This is a genomic window from Vibrio sp. Makdt (assembly GCF_027587015.1).
Taxonomy (GTDB): Bacteria; Pseudomonadota; Gammaproteobacteria; order Enterobacterales; family Vibrionaceae; genus Vibrio; species Vibrio chagasii_B.
This window is the reverse complement of sequence record NZ_JAPPTH010000006.1, coordinates 59,500-80,974: the sequence shown is the minus strand read 5'-3', so window position 1 is coordinate 80,974 and position 21,475 is coordinate 59,500. Positions and strand designations below refer to the sequence as shown.

At 45.2% G+C, this 21,475-nt stretch carries 18 protein-coding genes and 1 other annotated feature; of the genes, 13 read left to right on the top strand and 5 right to left on the bottom strand.

Going from position 1 to position 21,475, the window contains the following annotated elements; genetic code table 11:
* Nucleotides 1-287 precede the first annotated feature (287 nt).
* Nucleotides 288-406, top strand: a sequence feature (Thr leader region).
* Nucleotides 407-435: 29 nt separating this feature from the next.
* From thrA to OH460_RS09580, 4 genes are all read left to right on the top strand, one after another.
* The gene (gene thrA / locus OH460_RS09595) at nt 436-2,895 is read left to right on the top strand and encodes a bifunctional aspartate kinase/homoserine dehydrogenase I (RefSeq protein ID WP_008224342.1); all 2,460 of its coding nucleotides are present in this window, start codon (nt 436-438) and stop codon (nt 2,893-2,895) included.
* A gap of 17 nt (nt 2,896-2,912) precedes the next feature.
* On the top strand, nt 2,913-3,869 hold the full coding sequence (thrB, locus tag OH460_RS09590) for a homoserine kinase (RefSeq protein WP_008224344.1): 957 nt from the start codon (nt 2,913-2,915) through the stop codon (nt 3,867-3,869).
* A complete protein-coding gene (gene thrC, locus OH460_RS09585; RefSeq protein WP_061033358.1) occupies nt 3,866-5,152 on the top strand; it encodes a threonine synthase in 1,287 nt (428 codons plus the stop codon). Before thrB ends, thrC begins: the two co-directional genes overlap by 4 nt.
* A 169-nt stretch (nt 5,153-5,321) precedes the next feature.
* A complete protein-coding gene (locus OH460_RS09580; RefSeq protein WP_269996940.1) occupies nt 5,322-5,981 on the top strand; it encodes an NADPH-dependent FMN reductase in 660 nt (219 codons plus the stop codon).
* Between the two features lie 95 nt (nt 5,982-6,076).
* Here the strand turns inward: OH460_RS09580 and grcA are convergent, their stop codons facing one another.
* Nucleotides 6,077-6,454: an autonomous glycyl radical cofactor GrcA gene (gene grcA, locus OH460_RS09575; protein WP_004739575.1), complete on the bottom strand. Its 378-nt coding sequence runs from the start codon at nt 6,452-6,454 to the stop codon at nt 6,077-6,079.
* Nucleotides 6,455-6,780: 326 nt separating this feature from the next.
* Here grcA and nfo point away from each other — a divergent pair, with 326 nt between their 5' ends.
* The 3 genes from nfo to OH460_RS09560 all read left to right on the top strand — a co-directional run bounded on the left by nfo (nt 6,781) and on the right by OH460_RS09560 (nt 9,667).
* Nucleotides 6,781-7,689, top strand: coding sequence for a deoxyribonuclease IV (nfo, locus tag OH460_RS09570; protein WP_269996939.1), 909 nt, complete (start codon nt 6,781-6,783; stop codon nt 7,687-7,689).
* Between the two features lie 659 nt (nt 7,690-8,348).
* Entirely contained in the window at nt 8,349-9,029 is a 681-nt protein-coding gene (ung, locus tag OH460_RS09565; RefSeq protein WP_269996938.1) for a uracil-DNA glycosylase, read from the top strand.
* A gap of 86 nt (nt 9,030-9,115) precedes the next feature.
* Nucleotides 9,116-9,667, top strand: a complete 552-nt coding sequence (locus tag OH460_RS09560) for a hemerythrin domain-containing protein (protein ID WP_032498816.1) — start codon at nt 9,116-9,118, stop codon at nt 9,665-9,667.
* A gap of 145 nt (nt 9,668-9,812) precedes the next feature.
* Here OH460_RS09560 and OH460_RS09555 read toward each other — a convergent pair whose 3' ends face one another.
* Nucleotides 9,813-10,001 (bottom strand): DUF3545 family protein, encoded by a 189-nt coding sequence (locus OH460_RS09555; RefSeq protein WP_004739567.1) that lies wholly within the window; start codon nt 9,999-10,001, stop codon nt 9,813-9,815.
* Between the two features lie 712 nt (nt 10,002-10,713).
* On the opposite strand from OH460_RS09555, the gene OH460_RS09550 reads away from it, so the two are divergent.
* Together OH460_RS09550 and yaaA are read left to right on the top strand one after the other, a co-directional pair.
* The gene (locus OH460_RS09550; RefSeq protein WP_061033405.1) at nt 10,714-12,141 is read left to right on the top strand and encodes an alanine/glycine:cation symporter family protein; all 1,428 of its coding nucleotides are present in this window, start codon (nt 10,714-10,716) and stop codon (nt 12,139-12,141) included.
* A gap of 222 nt (nt 12,142-12,363) precedes the next feature.
* Nucleotides 12,364-13,140 carry a peroxide stress protein YaaA gene (gene yaaA / locus OH460_RS09545; RefSeq protein WP_105058978.1) on the top strand — a complete coding sequence of 259 codons (777 nt, stop codon included), beginning with the start codon at nt 12,364-12,366 and terminating at the stop codon, nt 13,138-13,140.
* A 113-nt stretch (nt 13,141-13,253) separates the two neighbouring features.
* On the opposite strand, the gene srmB is transcribed toward yaaA, so the two are convergent.
* Nucleotides 13,254-14,519 (bottom strand): ATP-dependent RNA helicase SrmB, encoded by a 1,266-nt coding sequence (srmB, locus tag OH460_RS09540; protein WP_061033355.1) that lies wholly within the window; start codon nt 14,517-14,519, stop codon nt 13,254-13,256.
* Between the two features lie 107 nt (nt 14,520-14,626).
* Entirely contained in the window at nt 14,627-15,355 is a 729-nt protein-coding gene (locus tag OH460_RS09535; RefSeq protein WP_269996937.1) for a tRNA1(Val) (adenine(37)-N6)-methyltransferase, read from the bottom strand.
* A 314-nt stretch (nt 15,356-15,669) separates the two neighbouring features.
* On the opposite strand from OH460_RS09535, the gene brnQ reads away from it, so the two are divergent.
* The gene (brnQ, locus tag OH460_RS09530) at nt 15,670-16,983 is read left to right on the top strand and encodes a branched-chain amino acid transport system II carrier protein (RefSeq protein WP_105058976.1); all 1,314 of its coding nucleotides are present in this window, start codon (nt 15,670-15,672) and stop codon (nt 16,981-16,983) included.
* A 123-nt stretch (nt 16,984-17,106) separates the two neighbouring features.
* Here brnQ and fldB read toward each other — a convergent pair whose 3' ends face one another.
* Nucleotides 17,107-17,628, bottom strand: coding sequence for a flavodoxin FldB (gene fldB / locus OH460_RS09525; RefSeq protein ID WP_004739559.1), 522 nt, complete (start codon nt 17,626-17,628; stop codon nt 17,107-17,109).
* 150 nt (nt 17,629-17,778) lie between these two features.
* Here fldB and xerD point away from each other — a divergent pair, with 150 nt between their 5' ends.
* The 3 genes from xerD to recJ all read left to right on the top strand — a co-directional run bounded on the left by xerD (nt 17,779) and on the right by recJ (nt 21,355).
* Nucleotides 17,779-18,693 (top strand): site-specific tyrosine recombinase XerD, encoded by a 915-nt coding sequence (xerD, locus tag OH460_RS09520; protein ID WP_128161962.1) that lies wholly within the window; start codon nt 17,779-17,781, stop codon nt 18,691-18,693.
* 26 nt (nt 18,694-18,719) lie between these two features.
* Nucleotides 18,720-19,499, top strand: coding sequence for a thioredoxin fold domain-containing protein (locus OH460_RS09515; RefSeq protein ID WP_269996936.1), 780 nt, complete (start codon nt 18,720-18,722; stop codon nt 19,497-19,499).
* A 119-nt stretch (nt 19,500-19,618) separates the two neighbouring features.
* Entirely contained in the window at nt 19,619-21,355 is a 1,737-nt protein-coding gene (recJ, locus tag OH460_RS09510; protein ID WP_061033350.1) for a single-stranded-DNA-specific exonuclease RecJ, read from the top strand.
* Nucleotides 21,356-21,475: the final 120 nt, after the last annotated feature.

The following is a 21,475-nucleotide window of genomic DNA, read 5'->3' as shown; positions in this document are numbered from 1 at the left end:
GCGAACGTTATCGTTCAATTAAAGCACAGTTCTTGTATGCTTGCTGAACAATCGATATAGCATTTTGTTATGACCTTATATGAAATTGATTTTCTAATATCTGTTCGTTTATCAAACCGTACCTCTGAATTGTCGGTGCGCACTGGATGTTTTATCACTGAAATGACGGTTTGCTCTGAAAAACGGTCTGAATGTAAAAAAAACGCAACTTTTCATTGACGTCTAGTGGTAAAAATTGATACACGTAGAGTAAAGCACAAGCAGAGAATTTGATATGCAGCACGTAAGCCACCTAGTAATGACCACAACCATTATTATTACCGACATTAACATTGTTGGGGCAGGCTGCTAAGTAACGGATTTTAAAAAAAAGGCCTGTATCCAACAAGATACAGGCCTTTTTTTGTACCATTTTTATGACTTATGGAGAAAGGGATGCGCGTTTTAAAGTTTGGAGGTTCATCATTAGCTGATGCAGATCGTTTTTTACGAGCGGCTGATATCATCGCTAATAATGCCCAGCAAGAAGAGCTAGCCGTTGTACTATCGGCTCCAGGAAAAACAACCAATAAGTTGGTCGCTGTTATTGAAGCTGCACTAAAAAATGGTGAAGCTGACGCACAGATTACAGAGATCGAATCTTCATTTAATGCACTATTTGCAGAGATCAAAGCGGTCGTACCTTCAATTGATGGTTCTGCGTTCCAAGAGCAGGTGGATACTTCTCTTGCTCAGCTAAAGCAGTTCGTGAATGGCATCAACCTACTTGGTATGTGCCCAAACCACGTCAACGCTCGCATCATCAGTAAAGGTGAGCGAATCTCTATCCAGTTAATGAAAGCAGTGTTGGAAGCGAAAGGCCAACCAGCAAGCCTGATTGACCCTGTTCAATACCTATATGCTAAAGGCGATCACCTTGAAGCTATGGTTGATGTGGATGTCTCTACACAGAACTTCCAACAATCACCACTTCCGAAAGGCCACGTTAACATCATGCCGGGCTTTACTGCTGGTAATGAAAAAGGTGAGCTAGTCACGCTTGGTCGTAATGGCTCTGACTACTCAGCAGCTGTGCTAGCGGCGTGTCTACGTGCGGATTGCTGTGAAATCTGGACTGATGTCGATGGCGTTTACAACTGTGACCCGCGCTTAGTTGATGATGCTCGTCTGCTTAAATCATTGAGCTACCAAGAAGCAATGGAGCTTTCTTACTTTGGTGCTTCGGTTCTACACCCGAAAACTATTGCTCCTATCGCACAATTCCACATTCCTTGTCTGATCAAAAACAGCTTTAACCCACAAGGTGCTGGTACTTTGATTGGTCAAGACACTGGCGAAGATAACCTAGCAATCAAAGGCATCACGACACTAAGTGACCTAACGATGGTTAACGTATCGGGCCCAGGTATGAAGGGGATGGTTGGTATGGCGAGCCGCGTATTCGGTGCGATGTCTTCGGCTGGCGTATCTATTGTTCTTATTACTCAATCGTCTTCTGAGTACAGCATCAGCTTCTGTATCGAGTCGGCTGATAAGTTAAAAGCTAAGCAAGTGCTATCAGAAGCGTTTGAACTTGAGCTTAAAGATGGCCTGCTAGAGCCAGTTGAGTTCATGGATGACGTTGCTATCGTGACCTTGGTGGGCGATGGCATGCGTACTTCACGAGGTGTTGCTTCTCAGTTCTTCTCTTCTTTAGCTGAAGTGAACGTGAACATTGTTGCGATTGCACAAGGCTCATCTGAGCGCGCTATCTCTGCGGTTATCCCTGAAGATAAAATTTCAGAAGCAATCAAAGCGTGTCACGAGAACCTATTTAACTCTAAGCACTTCCTTGACGTATTCGTTGTTGGTGTTGGCGGTGTTGGTGGCGAACTTGTTGACCAGATCCAACGTCAGCAAGGCAAACTGGCTGAAAAGGGCATCGTGATTCGCGTATGTGGTTTAGCCAACAGCAAAGGTTTATTGCTAGACAGTGAAGGCTTACCACTAGAACAGTGGCGTGATCGCATGTCGAGTGCGACAGAAGAGTTCAGCCTCGCTCGCTTAGCCGCTCTTGTTCAACGTAACCATATCATCAACCCTGTATTGGTTGACTGTACGTCTAGCGAAGATATTGCGGCGCAGTATGCTGATTTCCTAGCAGCAGGTTTCCACGTAGTAACACCAAACAAGAAAGCAAATACAGCTAGTATGGCTTACTACCATCAGCTGCGTGAAGTCGCACGTAACTCACGTCGTAAACTGATGTACGAGACAACGGTTGGCGCAGGTCTACCTGTAATCGAAAACCTACAGAACCTAATCTCTGCAGGTGATGAGCTTGAGAAATTCAACGGCATTCTGTCTGGTTCTCTTTCTTACATCTTCGGTAAGCTTGATGAAGGTATGACGTTAAGCCAAGCAACCAACATTGCGAAAGACAACGGCTTCACAGAACCTGACCCACGTGATGATCTATCTGGTATGGATGTGGCGCGTAAGCTACTTATTCTTGCTCGTGAAGCCGGCATGGCGCTTGAGCTTGAAGACGTTGAAGTTGACCAAGCTCTACCACCAGGTTTTGATGATTCAGGTACGGTTGAAGAGTTCATGGCTCGCTTGCCTGAAGCGGACGCTTACTTCCAAGAGCAATCAGCTATCGCAGCAGAAGAAGGCAAAGTACTTCGTTATGTTGGTGAGATCGCCGATGGTAAATGTAAGGTTCGTATCGCAGCTGTTGATGGCGACGACCCAATGTTCAAGATTAAAGATGGCGAGAACGCTCTAGCATTCTACAGTCGTTACTACCAACCAATCCCGCTAGTACTTCGTGGCTACGGCGCTGGTACTGAAGTAACAGCAGCAGGCGTATTCTCTGATGTGATGCGTACTCTTGGTTGGAAATTAGGAGTTTAGGAATGAGTTCAAGTGATATGGATGTTGTCGTTTATGCTCCTGCATCAATCGGTAATGTCAGTGTAGGGTTTGATGTGCTGGGGGCCGCTGTGTCTCCAGTGGATGGCACACTGCTGGGTGACCGAGTTATGGTTAAAGCAGGTGATGAACCATTCTCACTTAAAACAGCTGGCAGCTTTGTTTCTAAGCTGCCAACTGAAGCGAAAGAAAACATCGTCTACGACTGCTGGGTGGTGTTCTCTAGAGAGCTAGATAAAAAAGGCGTTGCGCTTAAGCCACTGGAAATGACGCTAGAAAAGAACATGCCTATCGGTTCTGGTTTAGGTTCAAGTGCATGTTCAATCGTCGCGGCGCTTGATGCGCTAAACCGTTTTCATGGTCAGCCACTGAATGAAACTGAACTGCTTGCCCTAATGGGTGAGATGGAAGGTAAAATTTCAGGTGGTGTGCATTACGACAACGTAGCACCTTGCTACCTTGGTGGTGTGCAACTAATGCTTGAAGAGCTAGGCATCATTAGCCAAGAAGTGCCGTGCTTTGATGACTGGTACTGGGTGATGGCTTATCCGGGCATTAAAGTATCTACGGCTGAAGCGAGAGAGATCCTACCATCTCAGTACCGTCGTCAGGATATCATTGCTCATGGTCGCCACTTAGCGGGCTTTATCCACGCGTGTCACTCAGGCCAACCTGAACTGGCAGCGAAGATGATCAAAGACGTGATCGCTGAACCATATCGTGAGAAACTGCTTCCAGGGTTTGCTGACGCACGTAAATACGCGCTGTCGGCAGGTGCATTAGCTACTGGTATTTCTGGTAGTGGCCCAACTCTATTTAGCATTTGCAAAGAACAAGATGTCGCCGAGCGTGTTGCACGCTGGTTAGAACAAAATTACGTACAAAATGAAGAAGGATTCGTTCACGTTTGTCGCCTAGATAAGCAAGGTTCGATCGTTACAGGAAGTGAGTTATGAAACTGTACAACATCAAAGAAAATGATGAACAAGTCTCTTTTGGCCAAGCCGTTCGTCAAGGCTTAGGTCGCAATCAAGGTCTATTTTTCCCATCTGAACTGCCTAAGTTTGATGATATCGATGCGCTGCTAGCAGAGGATTTTGTCCCTCGTAGTTCAAAGATCTTATCGGCATTGATTGGTGATGAGCTACCAAAAGAGCAGATCGATCAAATGGTGGATGCGGCATTCCAATTCCCTGCACCTATCAATCAAGTGAAAGATGGCGTCTACGCGCTTGAGCTTTTCCATGGTCCAACACTGGCGTTTAAAGATTTCGGTGGCCGCTTTATGGCTCAATCTCTAGCGGCAGTTTCGAATGGTGGTCAAATCACTATCCTGACAGCAACATCAGGTGATACTGGTGCAGCGGTTGCGCATGCTTTCTACGGCATGGAAGACATCAACGTTGTGATTCTTTACCCGAAAGGCAAGATCAGCCCGCTACAAGAAAAACTATTCTGTACGCTGGGTAAGAACATCCACACGGTAGCGATTGATGGCGACTTTGACGCATGTCAGGCGCTAGTAAAAGATGCATTTGATGACGCAGCACTGCGTGAAGAGATTGGTCTTAACTCAGCGAACTCTATTAACATCAGCCGCTTGATGGCTCAGATCTGTTACTACTTTGAAGCGGCTTCTCAGCTAACCAAAGAGCAACGTGAAAACCTGGTTATCTCGGTACCAAGTGGTAACTTCGGCAATCTAACTGCGGGTCTATTAGCGAAAGCGCTTGGCCTACCAGTGAAGCGTTTTATCGCCGCTACCAATGAAAATGACACGGTTCCTCGTTACTTAGAAACTGGCGAGTGGGCTCCAAAACCGACAGTTGCGACAACATCGAACGCAATGGATGTGAGCCAACCAAACAACTGGCCACGTATCGAAGAGCTTTGCCAACTGAAAGGCTGGGGCTTGGATACACTGGGCAAAGGTAAAGTATCTGACGAGCAGAGCGCTGAATCAGTACGTGACCTAAAAGCACAAGGTTACCTATGTGAACCGCATGGTGCGATTGCTTACCGCCTGCTTGAAGAGCAGCTTCAAGAGAATGAAACTGGCTTGTTCCTATGTACAGCGCACCCAGCGAAGTTCAAAGAAGTGGTTGATGATATCCTAGGTTCAGACATTGAACTGCCAGGTCCGCTAGCTAAACACGCTGCAATGGAGTTGTTATCTGAAGATTTAGATAATGATTTTGAAGCACTAAAAGCAGTACTTCGTCGAGTTCAACCAGCGTAATTTTTATTTGCGTGTAGAACCTGATGGTTAAGAGAAAGGTGAATGAGCAGTCATTCACCTTTTTTATTGCCCGATAGCTTATATAGTTAACTTTATTTAGGTCATTTCCTAGGGTTAAATAGTTTATCTGGTTAATAGTTTTAACCCAAGCTCAACGGAAAGGGATAGTATGAATTTTTTGATTTTCCTTGGCTCTGTACGTGAGAGTACACCGCCAAGACCTGCTCGATTAGGAATGAGAGTCAGCAAGGCGTGTGCAAAACTACTAACGAATAAACACTCAGGTCATACGGTTGAGATTATCGACCCACTGGATTACGACTTTGGTGACGTATTTAAGCCTGAGTTTTCTTACCATCGCTCCAAAGTACCTGCACATCTAGCGGAGTTAGCCGATAAGATTGCCAAAGCTGATGGCTACGTGATGGTAAGCCCGGAATATAATCATTCAATGAGCCCAGCACTGGCCAATATTCTCAACCATTTTGGTAGCTCGTTATTCTCATATAAACCGAGTGCGATTGTGACGTATTCTGCAGGGCAGTGGGGCGGGGCAAGAGCGTCGGTTTCGATGCGAACCTTCTTATCTGAACTCGGTTGTTTACCGGTTTCTGCGATGATTCATCTGCCTAAAGCACAAGAAGTCTTTGATGAAGAGGGTTGTGTTGCCCAAGAGTCAGAGCAAGATCAATGGGATGAATACATGAACCGAACCTTCCATCAATTGATGTGGTGGGCACAAGGTGCAGCGTTACAGAGAGACAAAGTGGATCCTACAACGTTAGCTAAGGCCTTTACTAAAGATCCTTCTCAGCGAAATGCGCCGTAGCCGGTGTATAGGCAAATGTGAGCAGCATAAAAACGAAAAAAGCTTGGTCATCTCTGACCAAGCTTTTTAAATCTTTAACACTCTAGTTTCTGAGATTATAGAGACTCAGTGAACGTACGTGCGATAACGTCACGTTGCTGTTCAGTTGTTAGAGAGTTGAAACGTACAGCGTAACCCGATACACGAATAGTTAGCTGTGGGTAGTTCTCTGGGTGAGCAACTGCGTCTTCTAGTGTTTCACGCTTAAGAACGTTAACGTTTAGGTGTTGACCACCTTCGATACGTGGTGCTGCTTCGATAGCAACTTCACGGCTCTCGTATTCACCTAGGTCTGCAGCTGGGATAACTTGGTCAGCTTCGAAACCAGCAGTAGCTGCAACACAACGAGCTTCATTCTTTTCGCTGTCTAGTAGCCAGATTGAGTTTAGTAGGTCGTCGTTTGCTGCTTTAGTAATTTGAATACCTTGGATCATAACTATCTCCTAGTCCACTGAATGTGGTTTGATTATGGTGTTAACTTTCGATTTTTATTGAGCTGGGTAATATATACCTAATATTTGTGAGGTTAACATTGATTTAAGTCAAAAAACAACCAAAAACCATATTTTTACAAAGGTGATTATTTTGAGGTAAATCAATAAAACCTTTGAAAACAAACTAATTACAAAATATTTTAAACTATAAAAAATATTTAACGGTTGTATTTGTTGTAATTTTACTACATTTGTTGCGCTTTTATTGAGCGATAACCGATACGGCCCTTTATTTATTATGCATTCTGAAAGTGTGAAGTGATTTAATGACAAACAAAATTTCATCGTCAAAACCTGAAACAAATATTAAGTTTATTGGCGCTCATGTGTCGGCAGCCGGTGGTGTTGATCAGGCTCCAATGAGAGCTCGAGAGATAGGTGCTAATGCGTTTGCACTGTTTACTAAAAACCAGAGGCAATGGGCTACAAAGCCGTTAGAGGCGAAAACTATTAGCGCCTTTAAAGCCAACTGCAAAATGTTGGGCTTTTCAGCGGAGCACATTCTTCCTCACGACTCCTACTTGATTAACCTCGGCGCACCAGAAGAAGAGAAACTAGAGAAATCACGCGCTGCCTTTATTGATGAGATGGAACGTTGTAACCAGCTCGGGTTAACGCTTTTGAACTTCCATCCTGGCAGCCATCTTAAAAAGATCTCTGAGACTGAGTGTCTAGCTAAAATCGCAGAGTCGATTAACCTCGCCCATCAAGCGGTTCCAGATGTGATTGCGGTGATCGAGAATACCTCAGGCCAAGGCACTAACTTGGGTTGGAAGTTTGAGCACCTAGCAGAGATTATCGAGCAAGTAGAAGATAAATCGCGTGTTGGCGTGTGTTTAGATACCTGCCACACCTTTACAGCGGGTTATGACCTAAGAACAAAAGAAGCGTGCGAACACACTTTCGCTGAATTTGACCGCATCGTGGGTATGCACTATCTAAGAGCAATGCACATCAATGATTCAAAAGCTGAGTTCGCGAGCCGAGTTGATAGACACCATTCTTTAGGAAAAGGCGAAATTGGCTGGGATTGTTTTGAGTATATTGCCTCAGATTCCCGCTTTAACGGAATCCCTCTTATCTTAGAAACGATTGATTCGACGATTTGGAAAGAGGAAATTCAACAGCTTAGAATGTTTCATCGCTCAGCAACGCTAGCGACGGAAGAGGCGTAATAATAGAGGGGAAAATTAATTTTCTTCTTTTTATAAGAATTGGCACCTTTCTTTCATAGCTACTAAGTGAATATGTAGTTCACGATGTCTTATAGGAGGTGCCTTTATGTATTCAAAAGCCCAAACTTCAACTGTTTCTGCCGCTCGTCGTTTACCGACTCCAAATCGTCACGTGCATAGCCATGGTCACCATCGTACTCAGCAGAAAAGCGGTTAATCGAGATCAACACAACTTGAACTGATTATTATGATTCATTAACAAGTGAACCCTACACATCATGTTTATTGATAGCTGTATGAGGTATAACTAGGGCGTGTTGATCTTTCGAGCTGATTTTTGCAGCGAGTTGCTGGGTATTTATACAAGGCAGAGGCTTTGACGTGTAGCTAGCCTACATGAGAAGCCGCTAACGCAGTAGAAATGACCAGCAAACGCTGCCCGAAGGGTTCGGCTAAAAGCGTTTTACTCTTTGTTGAGGGAGATTTGCTTAGAATGACTAGGCTAATTCTCCCTCGCCGCGATTAAAACGCTTTTATCTCGAACAAAATTTAACCACGAAAGGTCAACACGCCCTAGCGCCTTATTTAGGACAGTTAGCCTATACAGCTATTTTTTGACTGGCGAAACCTAGAAACCATGATGATTGGGAAGTAAAACGATGAGCACACCAAAGACTTGGGAATCCATTATTAATGACGAACGTGAGAGAGAGTACTTCCAAAGTGTTCTCGCTTTCGTCGAACAGCAACGTAATAGTGGGAAAACCATCTACCCACCTCAAGAGCAGGTATTCAGCGCTTTCGATATGACGCCCTTTGAGTCTGTGCGAGTGGTTATTCTAGGACAAGACCCTTATCACGGTGCTAATCAAGCACACGGCTTGGCTTTCTCTGTATTGCCCGGCGTTAAAATCCCACCTTCTCTACGCAACATGTACAAAGAACTGGCACAAGATATCGAAGGTTTTGAAGCGCCTAACCATGGTTACCTTGAAGCTTGGGCATCACAAGGGGTGTTGATGTTGAATACTGTTTTAACAGTAGAAGAGGCACAAGCACACTCACATGCCAAATGTGGCTGGGAAACCTTTACCGATGCCATTATTGCAAAGCTGAGCCAGCGTTCTGAGCCGATTATTTTCTTGTTGTGGGGCGCGCATGCCCAGAAGAAAGGCCAAGCGATTGATACACAGAAACATCATGTGTTAGCTGCACCTCATCCTTCACCGCTGTCGGCACGTCGTGGTTTCTTTGGTTGCCAGCATTTCTCAACGGCTAACAAACTGCTTTCTTCTATGGATCAGCAACCTATCGACTGGCGCCTACCTGCAGAAGTGTAGGTTGGTTGTTTTCTGAGCAGGGTCAAATCATAACTCGGCATCTTCGTATACACTTATAAATAGTAGGTGTAATGGAGTGCAATACTATGATGATTGAAAGGATAAGACGAGAGCATGGCTATATGGCTCGATTACTCGCGATACTCAACAATAAGTTAGAGCTGCTAAAGCAGGAGCGAGAAATAAACTATAGCCTGATCGCTGAGGTGGTTCACTACTTGATGAACCATTCAGACAAAGTGCATCACCCTAAAGAAGACGTCATTTATCGCTATTACCTTAAGCAATATGGCAGTGACCAAGCAATTGAGGACTTGGAACTCGAGCATCAATTGCTATCTGAGAAAACGGCTGACTTTTTAGGTGTGGTAGACATGATCCTCCAAGATGCCGTGGTGCCACAGCAGGTGTTCATCGATCAACTCGAAAGCTTTGTTAAAGCGCAGCGAAAGCATATGGAGTATGAAGAGAAGCATGTGTTACCTATGATCGTGCAAGCATTTACAGTGAAGGATTGGCAAGAGGTTGAATCGCAATGGCTTCAACCTGAAGATGACCCCGTGTTTGGGGATACGATTGCTGATCAGTATCGTCAACTCGCGGCGCGCGTGCGACAAAATGAACAAGAGTGTGTTTAGCGAGTCAGTATTCCCCTCTATATTAAAGGGGACTTTCCCTCACAACGGAAATTTCAAAATGACTCGCAGCGTACGATATCACCAAATGAAATAAAAAAGGCACCTTCATAGGTGCCTTTTGCTATCTGTTTTCTTATCGTGCTGATTAAAGCTTTATATCGTCAAGGCTGAAATCAAGTCCTAGGTTCATCTCTCGCAGCTCTTTCTCAAGCTGTCTACGGTCATTGATTGCCTCAATTTCACGCCACTTACGCTTGAGTGGTTTAGATCGTGTTTTCTGAGTTGCACGTGGCATTTCTAGTTCTGATATTTCATCGAATTGAAAGTTATCCATAAGCCATATCTCCTTCCGTGGGACTAGTTCTTACGAACTATTAAATATCATATTTAGGTTCACCATAACCTTGATTTGTTTCTCATTTGTTTCAAAACCATGAAGCTTTTGTTCTCGTTTTTTATGCATGCTCACACATTGTGGTGATTTTTATGTGCAAAAAACGAGCAAACAAACCGAAGTAAACGATTAAATTAAAGGTTATTGAATGTTAATTCATTGTGCGAAAGGAATAGTATTTTAGTGATAATGCATTTAAGTGCGTATTGTACTGTACGAGACGGGGATCTTATTACTCTAGAAAAAAACACAGATCTTCACTATACCTTGTAAAACCTAGGCTGACGTTACTTTTACAGTGTGTCGTTCTTATTCGGTGGGGTCGGTTGTTGATGTTGAGATTATGTCCCGATAATGTGACTTTTATTGGGCTGGATTGTTGAAAAATGTGTTAACAAAAGGTGTGTTATTAGTGAAATGTCATTTTAATATAAATTCATTTGCATATTGATTTTTAGGTCATCTCGCTGCATTATCCGCCCGTCAAAAAATACACCGATACGTAAAATGGATGCATGAAGCGACATTTACAATCTAGATCGCAACAAATAAATATAAAACTAATGCCGACACAACTATTGACACTGGCATAGGTGATCTAGGGGAAGGCTTGGAAGCATGATCGGTGCTTAAACTCAATTACGAGGTTCACGTGACAGACTTAATCAATTTGATGAACGATCTCCTTTGGGGATCTATCTTAGTTTATTTACTGGTTGGTGTGGGTATCTACTTCACCGTACGACTAGGCTTCATTCAATTCCGCCATTTCGGCCACATGTTCTCGGTTCTAAAGAACAGCCGTAAAGCAGACAGTGCTGGTATCTCTTCTTTCCAAGCTCTTTGTACTAGTCTTGCTGCTCGTGTAGGTACGGGTAACATGGCAGGTGTTGCTGTTGCACTTACTGCTGGTGGCCCTGGTGCTATCTTCTGGATGTGGCTAATTGCAATGCTAGGTATGGCAACATCGTTTGCAGAGAGCACACTGGCACAGCTATACAAAACACGCGACAACGACGGTAACTACCGTGGTGGCCCTGCATACTACATGGAGAAAGGCCTAGGCATGCGTTGGATGGGGGTTCTATTCTCTATCTTCCTAATCATCGCATTTGGTCTTGTATTCAACGCGGTTCAAGCGAACGCAATCGCAAGCGCGATGAATACTGCGTTTGACTTTGAGCGTAGCTACACAGGTGTAGCAATCGTAATTATCTCTGCATTCGTTATCTTCGGTGGTATCCGTAAGATCGCTCGTACTGCAGAAATCATCGTTCCAATCATGGCGTTGGCTTACCTTGCTATCGCATTGTTCATCATGTTTGCGAACATCGAGAAAGTGCCTGAAGTGATCGCTCTTATCTTCAAGAGTGCATTCGGTCTGCAAGAAGCGGCTGCGGGTGGCCTAGGTTACGCAATCGCACAAGCGATGATTAACGGTATTAAACGTGGTCTGTTCTCGAACGAAGCGGGTATGGGTTCTGCGCCAAACGCAGCAGCTTCTGCTACGCCTTACCCACCGCATCCAGCATCACAAGGTTATGTGCAAATGCTAGGTGTGTTCATGGATACAATCGTTATCTGTTCTGCGACAGTAGCAATCATCCTGATGTCGGGCGAGTATGTACCACACGGTGAAGTAACGGGTATCGAATTGACTCAACGTGCGCTAACAGCACAAGTGGGTTCATGGGGTGGCATCTTTGTAGCGGTAGCGATTTTCTTCTTCGCTTTCACTTCAATCATTGCAAACTACTCGTACGCTGAAACGAACCTTATCTTCCTAGAGCACAACAACAAGAAAGGCTTAGTGCTGTTCCGTATTATTGTGCTGGGTATGGTTATGTTTGGTTCTCTAGCAACGCTACCAACGGTATGGGCACTGGCTGATGTATCGATGGGTCTAATGGCGATTGTTAACTTGGTGGCGATTATCCTGCTATCAGGCATCGTGATTAAGCTAGCGAAAGATTACAACCGTCAACTAGACGCAGGTAAAGTACCGACATTTGATTCAAATGACTTCCCAGAGCTTAAGTCTCAACTGGAAGACGGTATTTGGGACAACAACAAGAAGTAATTTTGTTGGAGCGATAAACCGCTCATCCTAAAACGATTAGAAAGGCTAAGGTTTCGACCTTAGCCTTTTTCTTTGTCTACCGTTTGTTATTTTGCGGTTTTGGTGATTGAAAGTGGGTGGTTAGAATCATCTATCAAAGTAATAGGAAGAGTCATAAAGACAAGTTGATGTTTTTTCTATACTCTAGCAGCATCCAGTTAGATAACCGATTAGGGTAAAGTTATGTTAGTTGTCGTCTCTCCAGCCAAAACACTTGATTACGAATCACCATTAGCGACAGAACGCTTTAGTCAGCCGGAGTTTGTTGAACACTCTGCTGAACTGATTGAAGAGTGCCGCAAGCTGACACCTGCAGATGTTTCTGCATTGATGAAAGTGAGCGATAAGATCGCTGGGCTGAACGTAGCGCGCTTTGAGCAGTGGAGCGAAACTTTTACCCAAGAGAATGCACGTCAAGCCATCCTTGCCTTCAAAGGTGATGTATACACAGGCCTAGACGCTGAAACACTGTCGGATGAAGATTTTGACTATGCACAGAATCATCTGCGTATGCTTTCTGGTCTTTACGGCTTACTAAAGCCACTTGATTTGATGCAACCTTACCGTTTAGAAATGGGCACGCGTTTAGCGAATGCTCGTGGTACTAACTTGTACCAGTTCTGGGGTAACATCATCACAGACAAGCTGAATGAAGCGCTGAACGCTCAAGGCGACAATGTGCTGATCAACCTAGCATCTAACGAGTACTTCAAAGCGGTAAAACCAAAGAACTTGGATGGCCAAGTGATTACACCGGTATTTAAAGACTGTAAGAATGGTCAATACAAGGTGATCAGTTTCTACGCGAAAAAGGCGCGTGGCATGATGGCTCGCTACATCATTGAGAATAAAGTGGACTCAATTGAAGCGCTAACTCAGTTTGATACTGCGGGTTATTACTTCGTAGAAGAAGAGTCGAATGCGAAAGAGTTGGTCTTCAAGCGTGAAGAGCAAAACTAGACGTTATCGGTTCAAGGTAGTCACGCTCTATGGCGAGACACCAGCCAGATAGAGAAAAGCCCCGTGCAGCGAACTGCATGGGGCTTTTTTATTGAATCGTTGAAGCAGCCTAATTACTTCTTCTTAGCCGCTTTCTTTTTCTTCGCGATTTTTTTCTTCTTCGCGATTTTTTGTTTCTCTACTGCTTTCTTATCTTCTTTCTTTGGTTTCTTTTTCTTGGTTACAGCCGCTTTCTTGTGTGTTGGGCGCATACCTTCAACAAAGCGCTCTTTGATCGCTTCTTTGGTGTAACGAGCAACACGTTCAATCATCAGTTGATCGTGCGCTTCGATTAGAGAAACCGCGTTGCCTTTTTTACCTGCACGAGCGGTACGGCCGATTCGGTGTAGGTAAACATCAGCCGTGCGTGGCATGTCGTAGTTGATTACGTGGCTTACGTCTGGAAGGTCGATACCACGAGCCGCTACGTCAGTTGCTAGCAGTACGTTTACTGTGCCATCACGGAAACGAGCAATTGCATTGTTACGACGATCTTGAGGCATTTCGCCTTGAATCCAAGCACATGGAATCTGAGCGCTCTCTAGCAGTGCACGCAGGTCACCTAAACGCTCACGAGTTTTCAAGAAGACGATGCTACGCTCAGCTTCTTTAGTAATGATGTGTTTTAGCAGCTCAAGTTTGTGCTCTGCTGTGTCTGCACGGTGGTACCACTGAGTGATCTTTTTACGCTCACGTAGTGATGACTTTGCGTCGATCTCTGCTGGGTTGTTCAGTAGGTCTTCAGTGAAACCTTCAACACCTTTACCTTCTAGCGTTGCTGAGAAAAGTAAAGTTTGCTTACGCCAGCGACACTCTGCAGATAGGCGATCAACAACAGGACCAAAGCCCATGTCTAACATGCGGTCTGCTTCGTCTAGGATCAGCCATTCGATCGCGCGGCAATCAAAGCGTTCAGCTTCGATGTATTCCATAAGACGACCTGGAGTTGCAACAACGATGTCTTGGGTGGTGCCAAGAATATCAGCGTGCTCTTGGTACATCACACCACCTGTGATGGTGAAGATGTTTAGCGCAGTGTATTTCGCAAGCTCACGAGCTTGGTCAGTGATCTGCATTGCTAGTTCACGGGTCGGCGTCAGGATAAGCATACGAGCAGGGCCCGCTTTCTTACGTGGGAAATCCTGAAGGTACTGCAGTGCTGGCAGTACGAATGAGGCTGTTTTACCAGTACCTGTTGGCGCAGAAGCCAAAACGTCTCTTCCATCTAACGCTTGTGGGATTGCTTCAGCTTGTATCTGTGTTGGGCGTTCGTAGCCCATTTCGTCAATTGCTTTAAGCAGCTCTTGGTTTAGATCGAGTTCTGCAAAGGTTCTGATCACTATTGTTTCTCCACAAGCAATAAATGTTTCTGCCTCAAAAAGCAGACGATAAAAAAGAGTAGTCGGACATTATAGAAGCATTAGTGATTAGGATCACATGGTATTTGCTACATCTTGAGATAAAAATCTTTGGTGAGCGCTATAAATGCCTCGCTATAACCATTTTGATGATGAATGGTAAGCGATTCACGCTGCAAATCGGCCTCACACGCAGGATCTTTCGATAACTCAAAAAGAATTCGACTCGCAGGCTTCTTGTCTGTGGTTTTGACATCGAGACGCTTAGCTAGGTGCCAACCGCACTGTTTGGCAAGCTTGATAAAACCTTCTCCCTCAGGCGTTGGCAGTATAAAACTGGCGGTTGCAGTTTCGGTTGTTATCTCGAAACATCGTTTAGCAAGTTGCAGGTGATCCAAGCTGTCGGTATGTCTTGCGGTGGCTCTTTGGCTCTGCTGTGCCTGTTCTCCAGAGTTGAAGTAGGGTGGGTTGCAGATTATCGCGTCAAACTTTTTCGGAAAGTCGGTGGTGAGTACACTGCCATCATGCAGAGTAATGCGATCTTGCCATGGCGACTGCTCAATATTAATGGTCGCAGCTTCAATCGCATGTGGATCAATATCGATCGCGGAGATCGAGACGTCTGCAAAACGCTGCGCGGTCATCAAGGCCAAAAGCCCGGTGCCAGTTCCAATATCGAGTGCCGAGGACTTGGGTGTAATGCTTACCCATGCTCCAAGGAGTACACCATCGGTGCTGACTGGCATACCGCTTTGCCCACCGTAAATTGAGAATTGCTTAAAATTGAAGCTTTTAGTCTGCACGATTTTGTCTTTCATGAATGTTCTGAGTATCGAGATATTTTAAGTGATTAGCTCTAATGTTAACCACTTGTATGGATCAATGTTCTGCTTGAGAAACTATTGTTGTGAATTATGGTTAGTTTATAATTGTGGCTATTTTTTCATATCCAGTGGAATCCACTGCTTTTTGTTTGTATATGCAAATTTATATGGTGTTTTTGTGTGGTGACTTGCAGCTAGCCAGTTGTTTCGTCATTATGCGCGACTATTTTATAGATTGAATGGCAGCTTTTCGCTGTAACATTCACGTAAGCACAACATAAATTCATAAATATAATTAAGGATTATCTGTGAAACAGAGTCTAAAACTAACAGATATAATGGCATTGGGCTTTATGCTTTTTGCGTTTTTCTTGGGTGCGGGTAACATCATCTTCCCACCTCTAGCTGGTCAATTGGCTGGTGATCATTTCCTTCCAGCGATGTCTGGTTTCCTGCTGACTGCCGTTGGTCTGCCGTTAATCACTATCGTGGCTGTTGCACTTGCGGGTGGTTCTTGGGGTCACCTGACTAAAGACCTTCCTAAGAAAGCAGCAACCATCATGGCTGTGTTGATCTTCATTATCATTGGTCCTGCATTTGCTGCACCACGTACCGGCCTTGTTGCTTATGAGATGGCGGTGAAACCGTTCTTCATCGATGCCTCTCAAGCTCACCTAACTTTCTTTTCTATCGCGTTTTTTGTGGTTGCCATGTTCTTCTCATGGTCTCAAGGTAAGCTTATTGACGTCATCGGTAAGGTACTGACACCAGCCCTATTTGTGGGTTTGGTTGTACTGGCTATCGCTGTATTCGTTAACCCTCAAGGTGACATTCTTGCTGCTCACGGTGAATACATTACTCAACCGCTGACAAAAGGTTTCCTTGAAGGTTACAACACCATGGATACTTTTGCTTCACTGATGTTTGGTATGCTGATTGTGGATTCTATCCGCAGCAAAGGCATCACTGACCGTGCGGCGACAACTAAGTACCTGATCAGTGCAGGTTGTATTGCAGCGGCTGGTCTAGCGTTTGTTTATATCTCTCTGTTCTTCCTTGGCGCGACAAGCTCAACGGTTGCTGCAGGCGCTGACAATGGCGGTGCGATCTTAAGCCTATACGTTCAATCACTGTTTGGTCCCTCAGGCCAGCTAGTACTTTCTGTTATCGTACTACTAGCGTGTCTAACAACAGCGATTGGCCTTGTGTCTGCGTGTTCTGACTACTTCAGCTCATTAACGCCGCTGTCTTACAAGACTTGGGTAATCATCAACGGTGTTGCGTGTGCTACGGTAGCGAACGTTGGTCTTTCTCAGCTTATTTCTCTGTCTGTTCCTGTATTGTTTGCGCTTTACCCAGTAGCGATCGCATTGGTAGCACTGACGTTCTTGCGTAGCCGTTTCCCTAATCCAAAAGCGGCGTACCGCGTTGTGGTATTAGTGTCACTACTGTTCGCTCTTATCGATGGTGCAAAAGTAGCGGGTGTTGATGTATCTGCATTGAAGATGCTTCCTCTGTTTGAGATCGGCATGGGTTGGTTACTTCCAACGGCGGCTGCAATCATCTGTATGTTCTTTGTTGGTAAGTCAGCAGAGCAAGAGATGGCAGAAGAGACGGTTTAATCTCTGATTGAGATTAGATAGTCATTCTGGATGACACAGCAAAGGCCTCATTACTTCGCAGTAGTGAGGCCTTTTTGTATTCTGTCTGTTTTGAACTGAACAGCTTGTGGAGAGCTTATGTACTTACAGCTTCTCGCTGTACTCAACCAGAACTTGTTCAACCCAGCTCGCGATACGCTCGTCGCTCAGTTCGTATTGTGAGTCTTCATCAAGCGCCAAGCCGACGAACTGTGATTGGTCTTCGGTGAGCGCTTTAGACGCCTCGAATTCGTAGCTGTCGTCGTTTGGCCAGAAGCCAACAAATTGAGCCCCGGCAGTTTTTAGTTCGTCATGCAGTAGACCCATTGCATCCAAGAACCACTCGCCGTAACCCTCTTGGTCACCTAAGCCAAATAGTGCCACAACCTTACCTTTTACTGGTGTCGTCGCGATATCGTCCCAAAGCTCATTCCAATCTTCTTGGATTTCGCCAAAGTCCCACGTAGAGATACCTAGCAGTAACAGGTCGTAATCTGCCATCAATGAAAGCGGAGTCTCTTTCACGTTATGGATATCAACTAGGTCTTCACCAATAATGCCGCGAATCTTTTCTGCTGCCATTTCTGTGTAGCAGGTGGTTGAGCCGTAAAATAATCCAATTTTCATAGCAAACGTTCGATTTTAATTTCAGATGGCGAATTCTAACCATAAATCGACTTCGATTGCAGCGATTATCCGCTCAAGCTGTAATTTTTATGGCATTCATATTTGCTCTGGCATACTCTCAAAACAGTTTCCAATATTGTGAGTAACACTATGCAGTCGCCTCAAGGGCAGAGCGCAGACCACGGTCTCGTTGAACAGTTTTTAGATGCTATGTGGATGGAGCGAGGGTTATCAGAGAATACTCTTGTCTCGTATCGTACTGATTTATCCAAACTATTAACGTGGATGGAACAGAATAATTATCGCCTCGACTTTATTAGTCTGTCGGGATTACAGGACTACCAAAGCTGGTTGGTTGACGCGGATTTTAAGCAGACTTCCCGTGCACGTATGTTGTCGGCAATTCGTCGTTTGTTCCAATACTTACATCGTGAGAAAGTCAGAGCGGATGATCCGAGTGCGTTGTTGATTAGCCCTAAGCTGCCACAACGTCTGCCAAAAGATTTGAGTGAAGAGCAAGTGGATGCTTTGCTCGATGCTCCCGACCCGAATGACCCGATTGAACTTCGCGATAAGGCGATGCTTGAGTTACTATATGCAACCGGTTTGCGTGTGACGGAGCTGGTTAGCCTAACGATGGAAAACATCAGCTTAAGACAGGGCGTGGTGCGTGTTATTGGTAAAGGCGGTAAAGAGCGCTTGGTGCCGATGGGCGAAAACGCTGTGGATTGGATTGAGAGTTTTATCGAACAAGGGCGTCCGCAACTGCTTGGTGAAAACAGCTCAGATGTGGTTTTTCCAAGTAAGCGAGCTAAGCAAATGACCCGTCAGACGTTCTGGTATCGTATTAAGCATTACGCAGTTGTCGCGGGAATTGACACAGAATTGCTGTCCCCGCACGTTTTAAGACACGCTTTTGCTACTCATTTACTGAACTATGGTGCCGATCTTAGGGTCGTACAGATGTTGCTTGGGCATAGTGACTTATCGACAACCCAAATTTATACTCACGTGGCGACCGAAAGGCTGAAGCAAATTCATACTCAGCATCACCCACGTGCTTAAATCCATTTATTTTTAAGGTGAACTTAATGAGCGTATTACGCCGTCTTCCTCTATTAGCGCTACCGCTGATGATCACTGCATGTAATGCATCAGAAGCGAAAGTAGAACAAACCACAACAGCTGCAGAGGTTGCTTCAGCTCAAGATATTGATACCGCAGCGCTAACCAAGCGTTTTGAAAAAATCGGCATCAAGGTCAATAAGATTGTTCCTTCGTATATTGATGGTCTTTTAGAGATTCAAACCAACAGTGGCATTATTTTCTCTTCTCCAGCGGGCGATCATTTTCTAGCAGGCACACTTTACTCTCTGGATGAAAACGGCAAATTCAGCGACGTATTGGCAGAGCGTCAAGCGCCAATCAATGCTGAGAAAGTAGCGGCATTGTCTGATACGGTTATCGAATATAAAGCAGATAACGAAAAATACGTTGTGACCGTGTTTACTGACATTACTTGCGGTTACTGTGTTCGTCTTCACAGCCAAATGCAAGGCTACAACGACTTAGGTATCACAGTACGTTACATGGCATACCCACGTCAGGGTGCTACGGGTCAAGTGGCCGATCAAATGGCGGCTATCTGGGCTTCTGACGATCCAAAAGCCGCAATGCACAATGCTAAGGTAGAGCGTAAGATGCCAGCTTCAAGTAAAGACCTTGAAGAGAATAAACAGATCATCGCTAAGCAGTACCAACTGGGTCGTGAGCTTGGCATCAATGGCACTCCTGCAATCGTATTGGCAAGTGGTGAGTTGGTGAGTGGTTACTTACCGCCAGCACAGCTGCTTCAGCGTCTAGAGCAGTAGTTTCGTCTTTAGCAGAGCTGTCACAGTCGTCATCAGTTAATATGGCGACTGTATGACTTATTTATATCCCACGTTTTTGATTTAAGGAGTGGCCTGATTGATATCAGGCCCATTTTTATATGATAGAGATTCAACGCCGTCCTGAGGTCGACATTTCCGTTTTACCTGCTCATTTACCAGATTTGTTAAAACGCATCTACGTGAGCCGCGGAGTTAACAGTGCAGACCAACTTGAGACTGCAGCGAAAGGTCTACACTCCTATCAAAAGCTAGGGGGTATTGATGCCGCTGTCGAATTGTTGTTTAAGGCGATTCAGCATCAAAAACGCATTATTGTTGTTGGCGACTTTGATGCCGATGGTGCAACTAGCTCTGCGTTGTCGGTACTTGCGCTGCGCATGCTAGGCAGTTCAAATGTTGATTACCTAGTTCCTAACCGTTTTGAAGATGGTTACGGTCTTAGCCCTGAAGTGGTAGAGCAAGCAATCGAGATTGGTGCGGAAGTGATCATGACGGTTGATAACGGTGTCTCTTCGATTGAAGGGGTGCGTTTTGCCAAAGAGAAAGGGCTAGAAGTTCTGGTCACTGATCATCACTTACCGGGCAGTGAATTGCCTATGGTTGATGCGATGGTGAACCCGAACCTAGAGAGCTGTGCATTTCCGTCTAAAGCCCTCGCTGGTGTTGGCGTGGCTTTCTATCTGATGATGGCACTGTGTGTTCACATGCGCAAACTGAATTGGTTTGCTGAACGTGGCATGACAGAACCTAAGCTAATGGAGCTGATTGACCTTGTAGCTCTAGGCACCGTTGCGGACGTGGTGCCACTTGATGAAAACAACCGAATCTTGGTGCACCAAGGCTTGCAACGTATTCGAGCGGGTAAAGCTCGTCCGGGTATTCAAGCCTTGATTGAGATTGCAAAACGAGATGCGAAACGTTTGGTCGCTTCGGATTTTGGTTTTGCACTGGGTCCTCGTATCAATGCCGCTGGCCGACTTGACGATATGTCATTTGGTGTTGAGCTACTGATGAGCAACAACATCCACGCTGCACGTCGCATGGCGAGTGAACTTGATGGTTTGAACCAGACTCGCAAAGAGATCGAAGAGGGCATGAAACAAGAAGCGATGGCTTTCTGTGAACGACTTGAGTTTGGTAAAGACGACTTGCCTTCCGGCTTGGCACTATTCCAACGTGATTGGCACCAAGGTGTGATTGGTATTTTGGCTTCGCGTATCAAAGACAAATACCATCGCCCTGTGATTGCGTTCGCCGATGGTGGAGAGGGGAGCATTAAAGGCTCGTGCCGCTCGATTCCGGGTTTGCACATGCGCGATGCGCTAGACCGTATCGACACTCAAAACCCTGGTTTGATTCTTAAGTTTGGTGGTCACGCAATGGCGGCTGGCTTAACGATCATGGAGAAGGACTTTGAACGCTTTAGCAAATTGTTCAACGATGTAGTGAAACAAGAACTCGGAGAAACGGCACTTAAGGGCATTATCTTGTCTGACGGAGAGTTGCTGCCTGAAGAGTTCTCTATGCACACCGCTGAAACGCTACGCGCGGGTGGTCCTTGGGGGCAAGCATTCCCAGAGCCTATCTTCGATGGCGAGTTTAAAGTGTTGCACCAAAAGCTGGTGGGTGAAAAACACCTTAAGCTAATGTTAGAGCCGCTTTACAAAGGCCACCCAACCAATGTGATGATTGATGGCATCGCTTTCAATGTTGATTTGCGCCGCTGGCCAGATGCCTCAGTGAAGACGGTACATCTTGCCTATAAGCTGGATATTAACGAGTTTCGTGGTAACCAGTCATTGCAGTTAATGGTTGACCACATCGAAGCAAAATAGCCTAACTTCAATAAGATTACGGCTTCATTCGCCTTATCAAAACAACAAGCTCGGATGTGAAATTCGGGCTTGTTTTCTTTCCTAAATCGCCCGCAATGGCACCAATTTCTGAGCTTAAAA

Bases quoted from the DNA above. Each gene is read 5' to 3' on its own strand.
- thrA (WP_008224342.1), top strand. From the start codon at position 436: ATGCGCGTTTTAAAGTTTGGAGGTTCATCATTAGCTGATGCAGATCGT.
- thrB (WP_008224344.1), top strand. From the start codon at position 2,913: ATGGATGTTGTCGTTTATGCTCCTGCATCAATCGGTAATGTCAGTGTA.
- thrC (WP_061033358.1), top strand. From the start codon at position 3,866: ATGAAACTGTACAACATCAAAGAAAATGATGAACAAGTCTCTTTTGGC.
- OH460_RS09580 (WP_269996940.1), top strand. From the start codon at position 5,322: ATGAATTTTTTGATTTTCCTTGGCTCTGTACGTGAGAGTACACCGCCA.
- grcA (WP_004739575.1), bottom strand. From the start codon at position 6,454: ATGATCCAAGGTATTCAAATTACTAAAGCAGCAAACGACGACCTACTA.
- nfo (WP_269996939.1), top strand. From the start codon at position 6,781: ATGACAAACAAAATTTCATCGTCAAAACCTGAAACAAATATTAAGTTT.
- ung (WP_269996938.1), top strand. From the start codon at position 8,349: ATGAGCACACCAAAGACTTGGGAATCCATTATTAATGACGAACGTGAG.
- OH460_RS09560 (WP_032498816.1), top strand. From the start codon at position 9,116: ATGATGATTGAAAGGATAAGACGAGAGCATGGCTATATGGCTCGATTA.
- OH460_RS09555 (WP_004739567.1), bottom strand. From the start codon at position 10,001: ATGGATAACTTTCAATTCGATGAAATATCAGAACTAGAAATGCCACGT.
- yaaA (WP_105058978.1), top strand. From the start codon at position 12,364: ATGTTAGTTGTCGTCTCTCCAGCCAAAACACTTGATTACGAATCACCA.
- OH460_RS09535 (WP_269996937.1), bottom strand. From the start codon at position 15,355: ATGAAAGACAAAATCGTGCAGACTAAAAGCTTCAATTTTAAGCAATTC.
- fldB (WP_004739559.1), bottom strand. From the start codon at position 17,628: ATGAAAATTGGATTATTTTACGGCTCAACCACCTGCTACACAGAAATG.
- xerD (WP_128161962.1), top strand. From the start codon at position 17,779: ATGCAGTCGCCTCAAGGGCAGAGCGCAGACCACGGTCTCGTTGAACAG.
- OH460_RS09515 (WP_269996936.1), top strand. From the start codon at position 18,720: ATGAGCGTATTACGCCGTCTTCCTCTATTAGCGCTACCGCTGATGATC.
- recJ (WP_061033350.1), top strand. From the start codon at position 19,619: ATGATAGAGATTCAACGCCGTCCTGAGGTCGACATTTCCGTTTTACCT.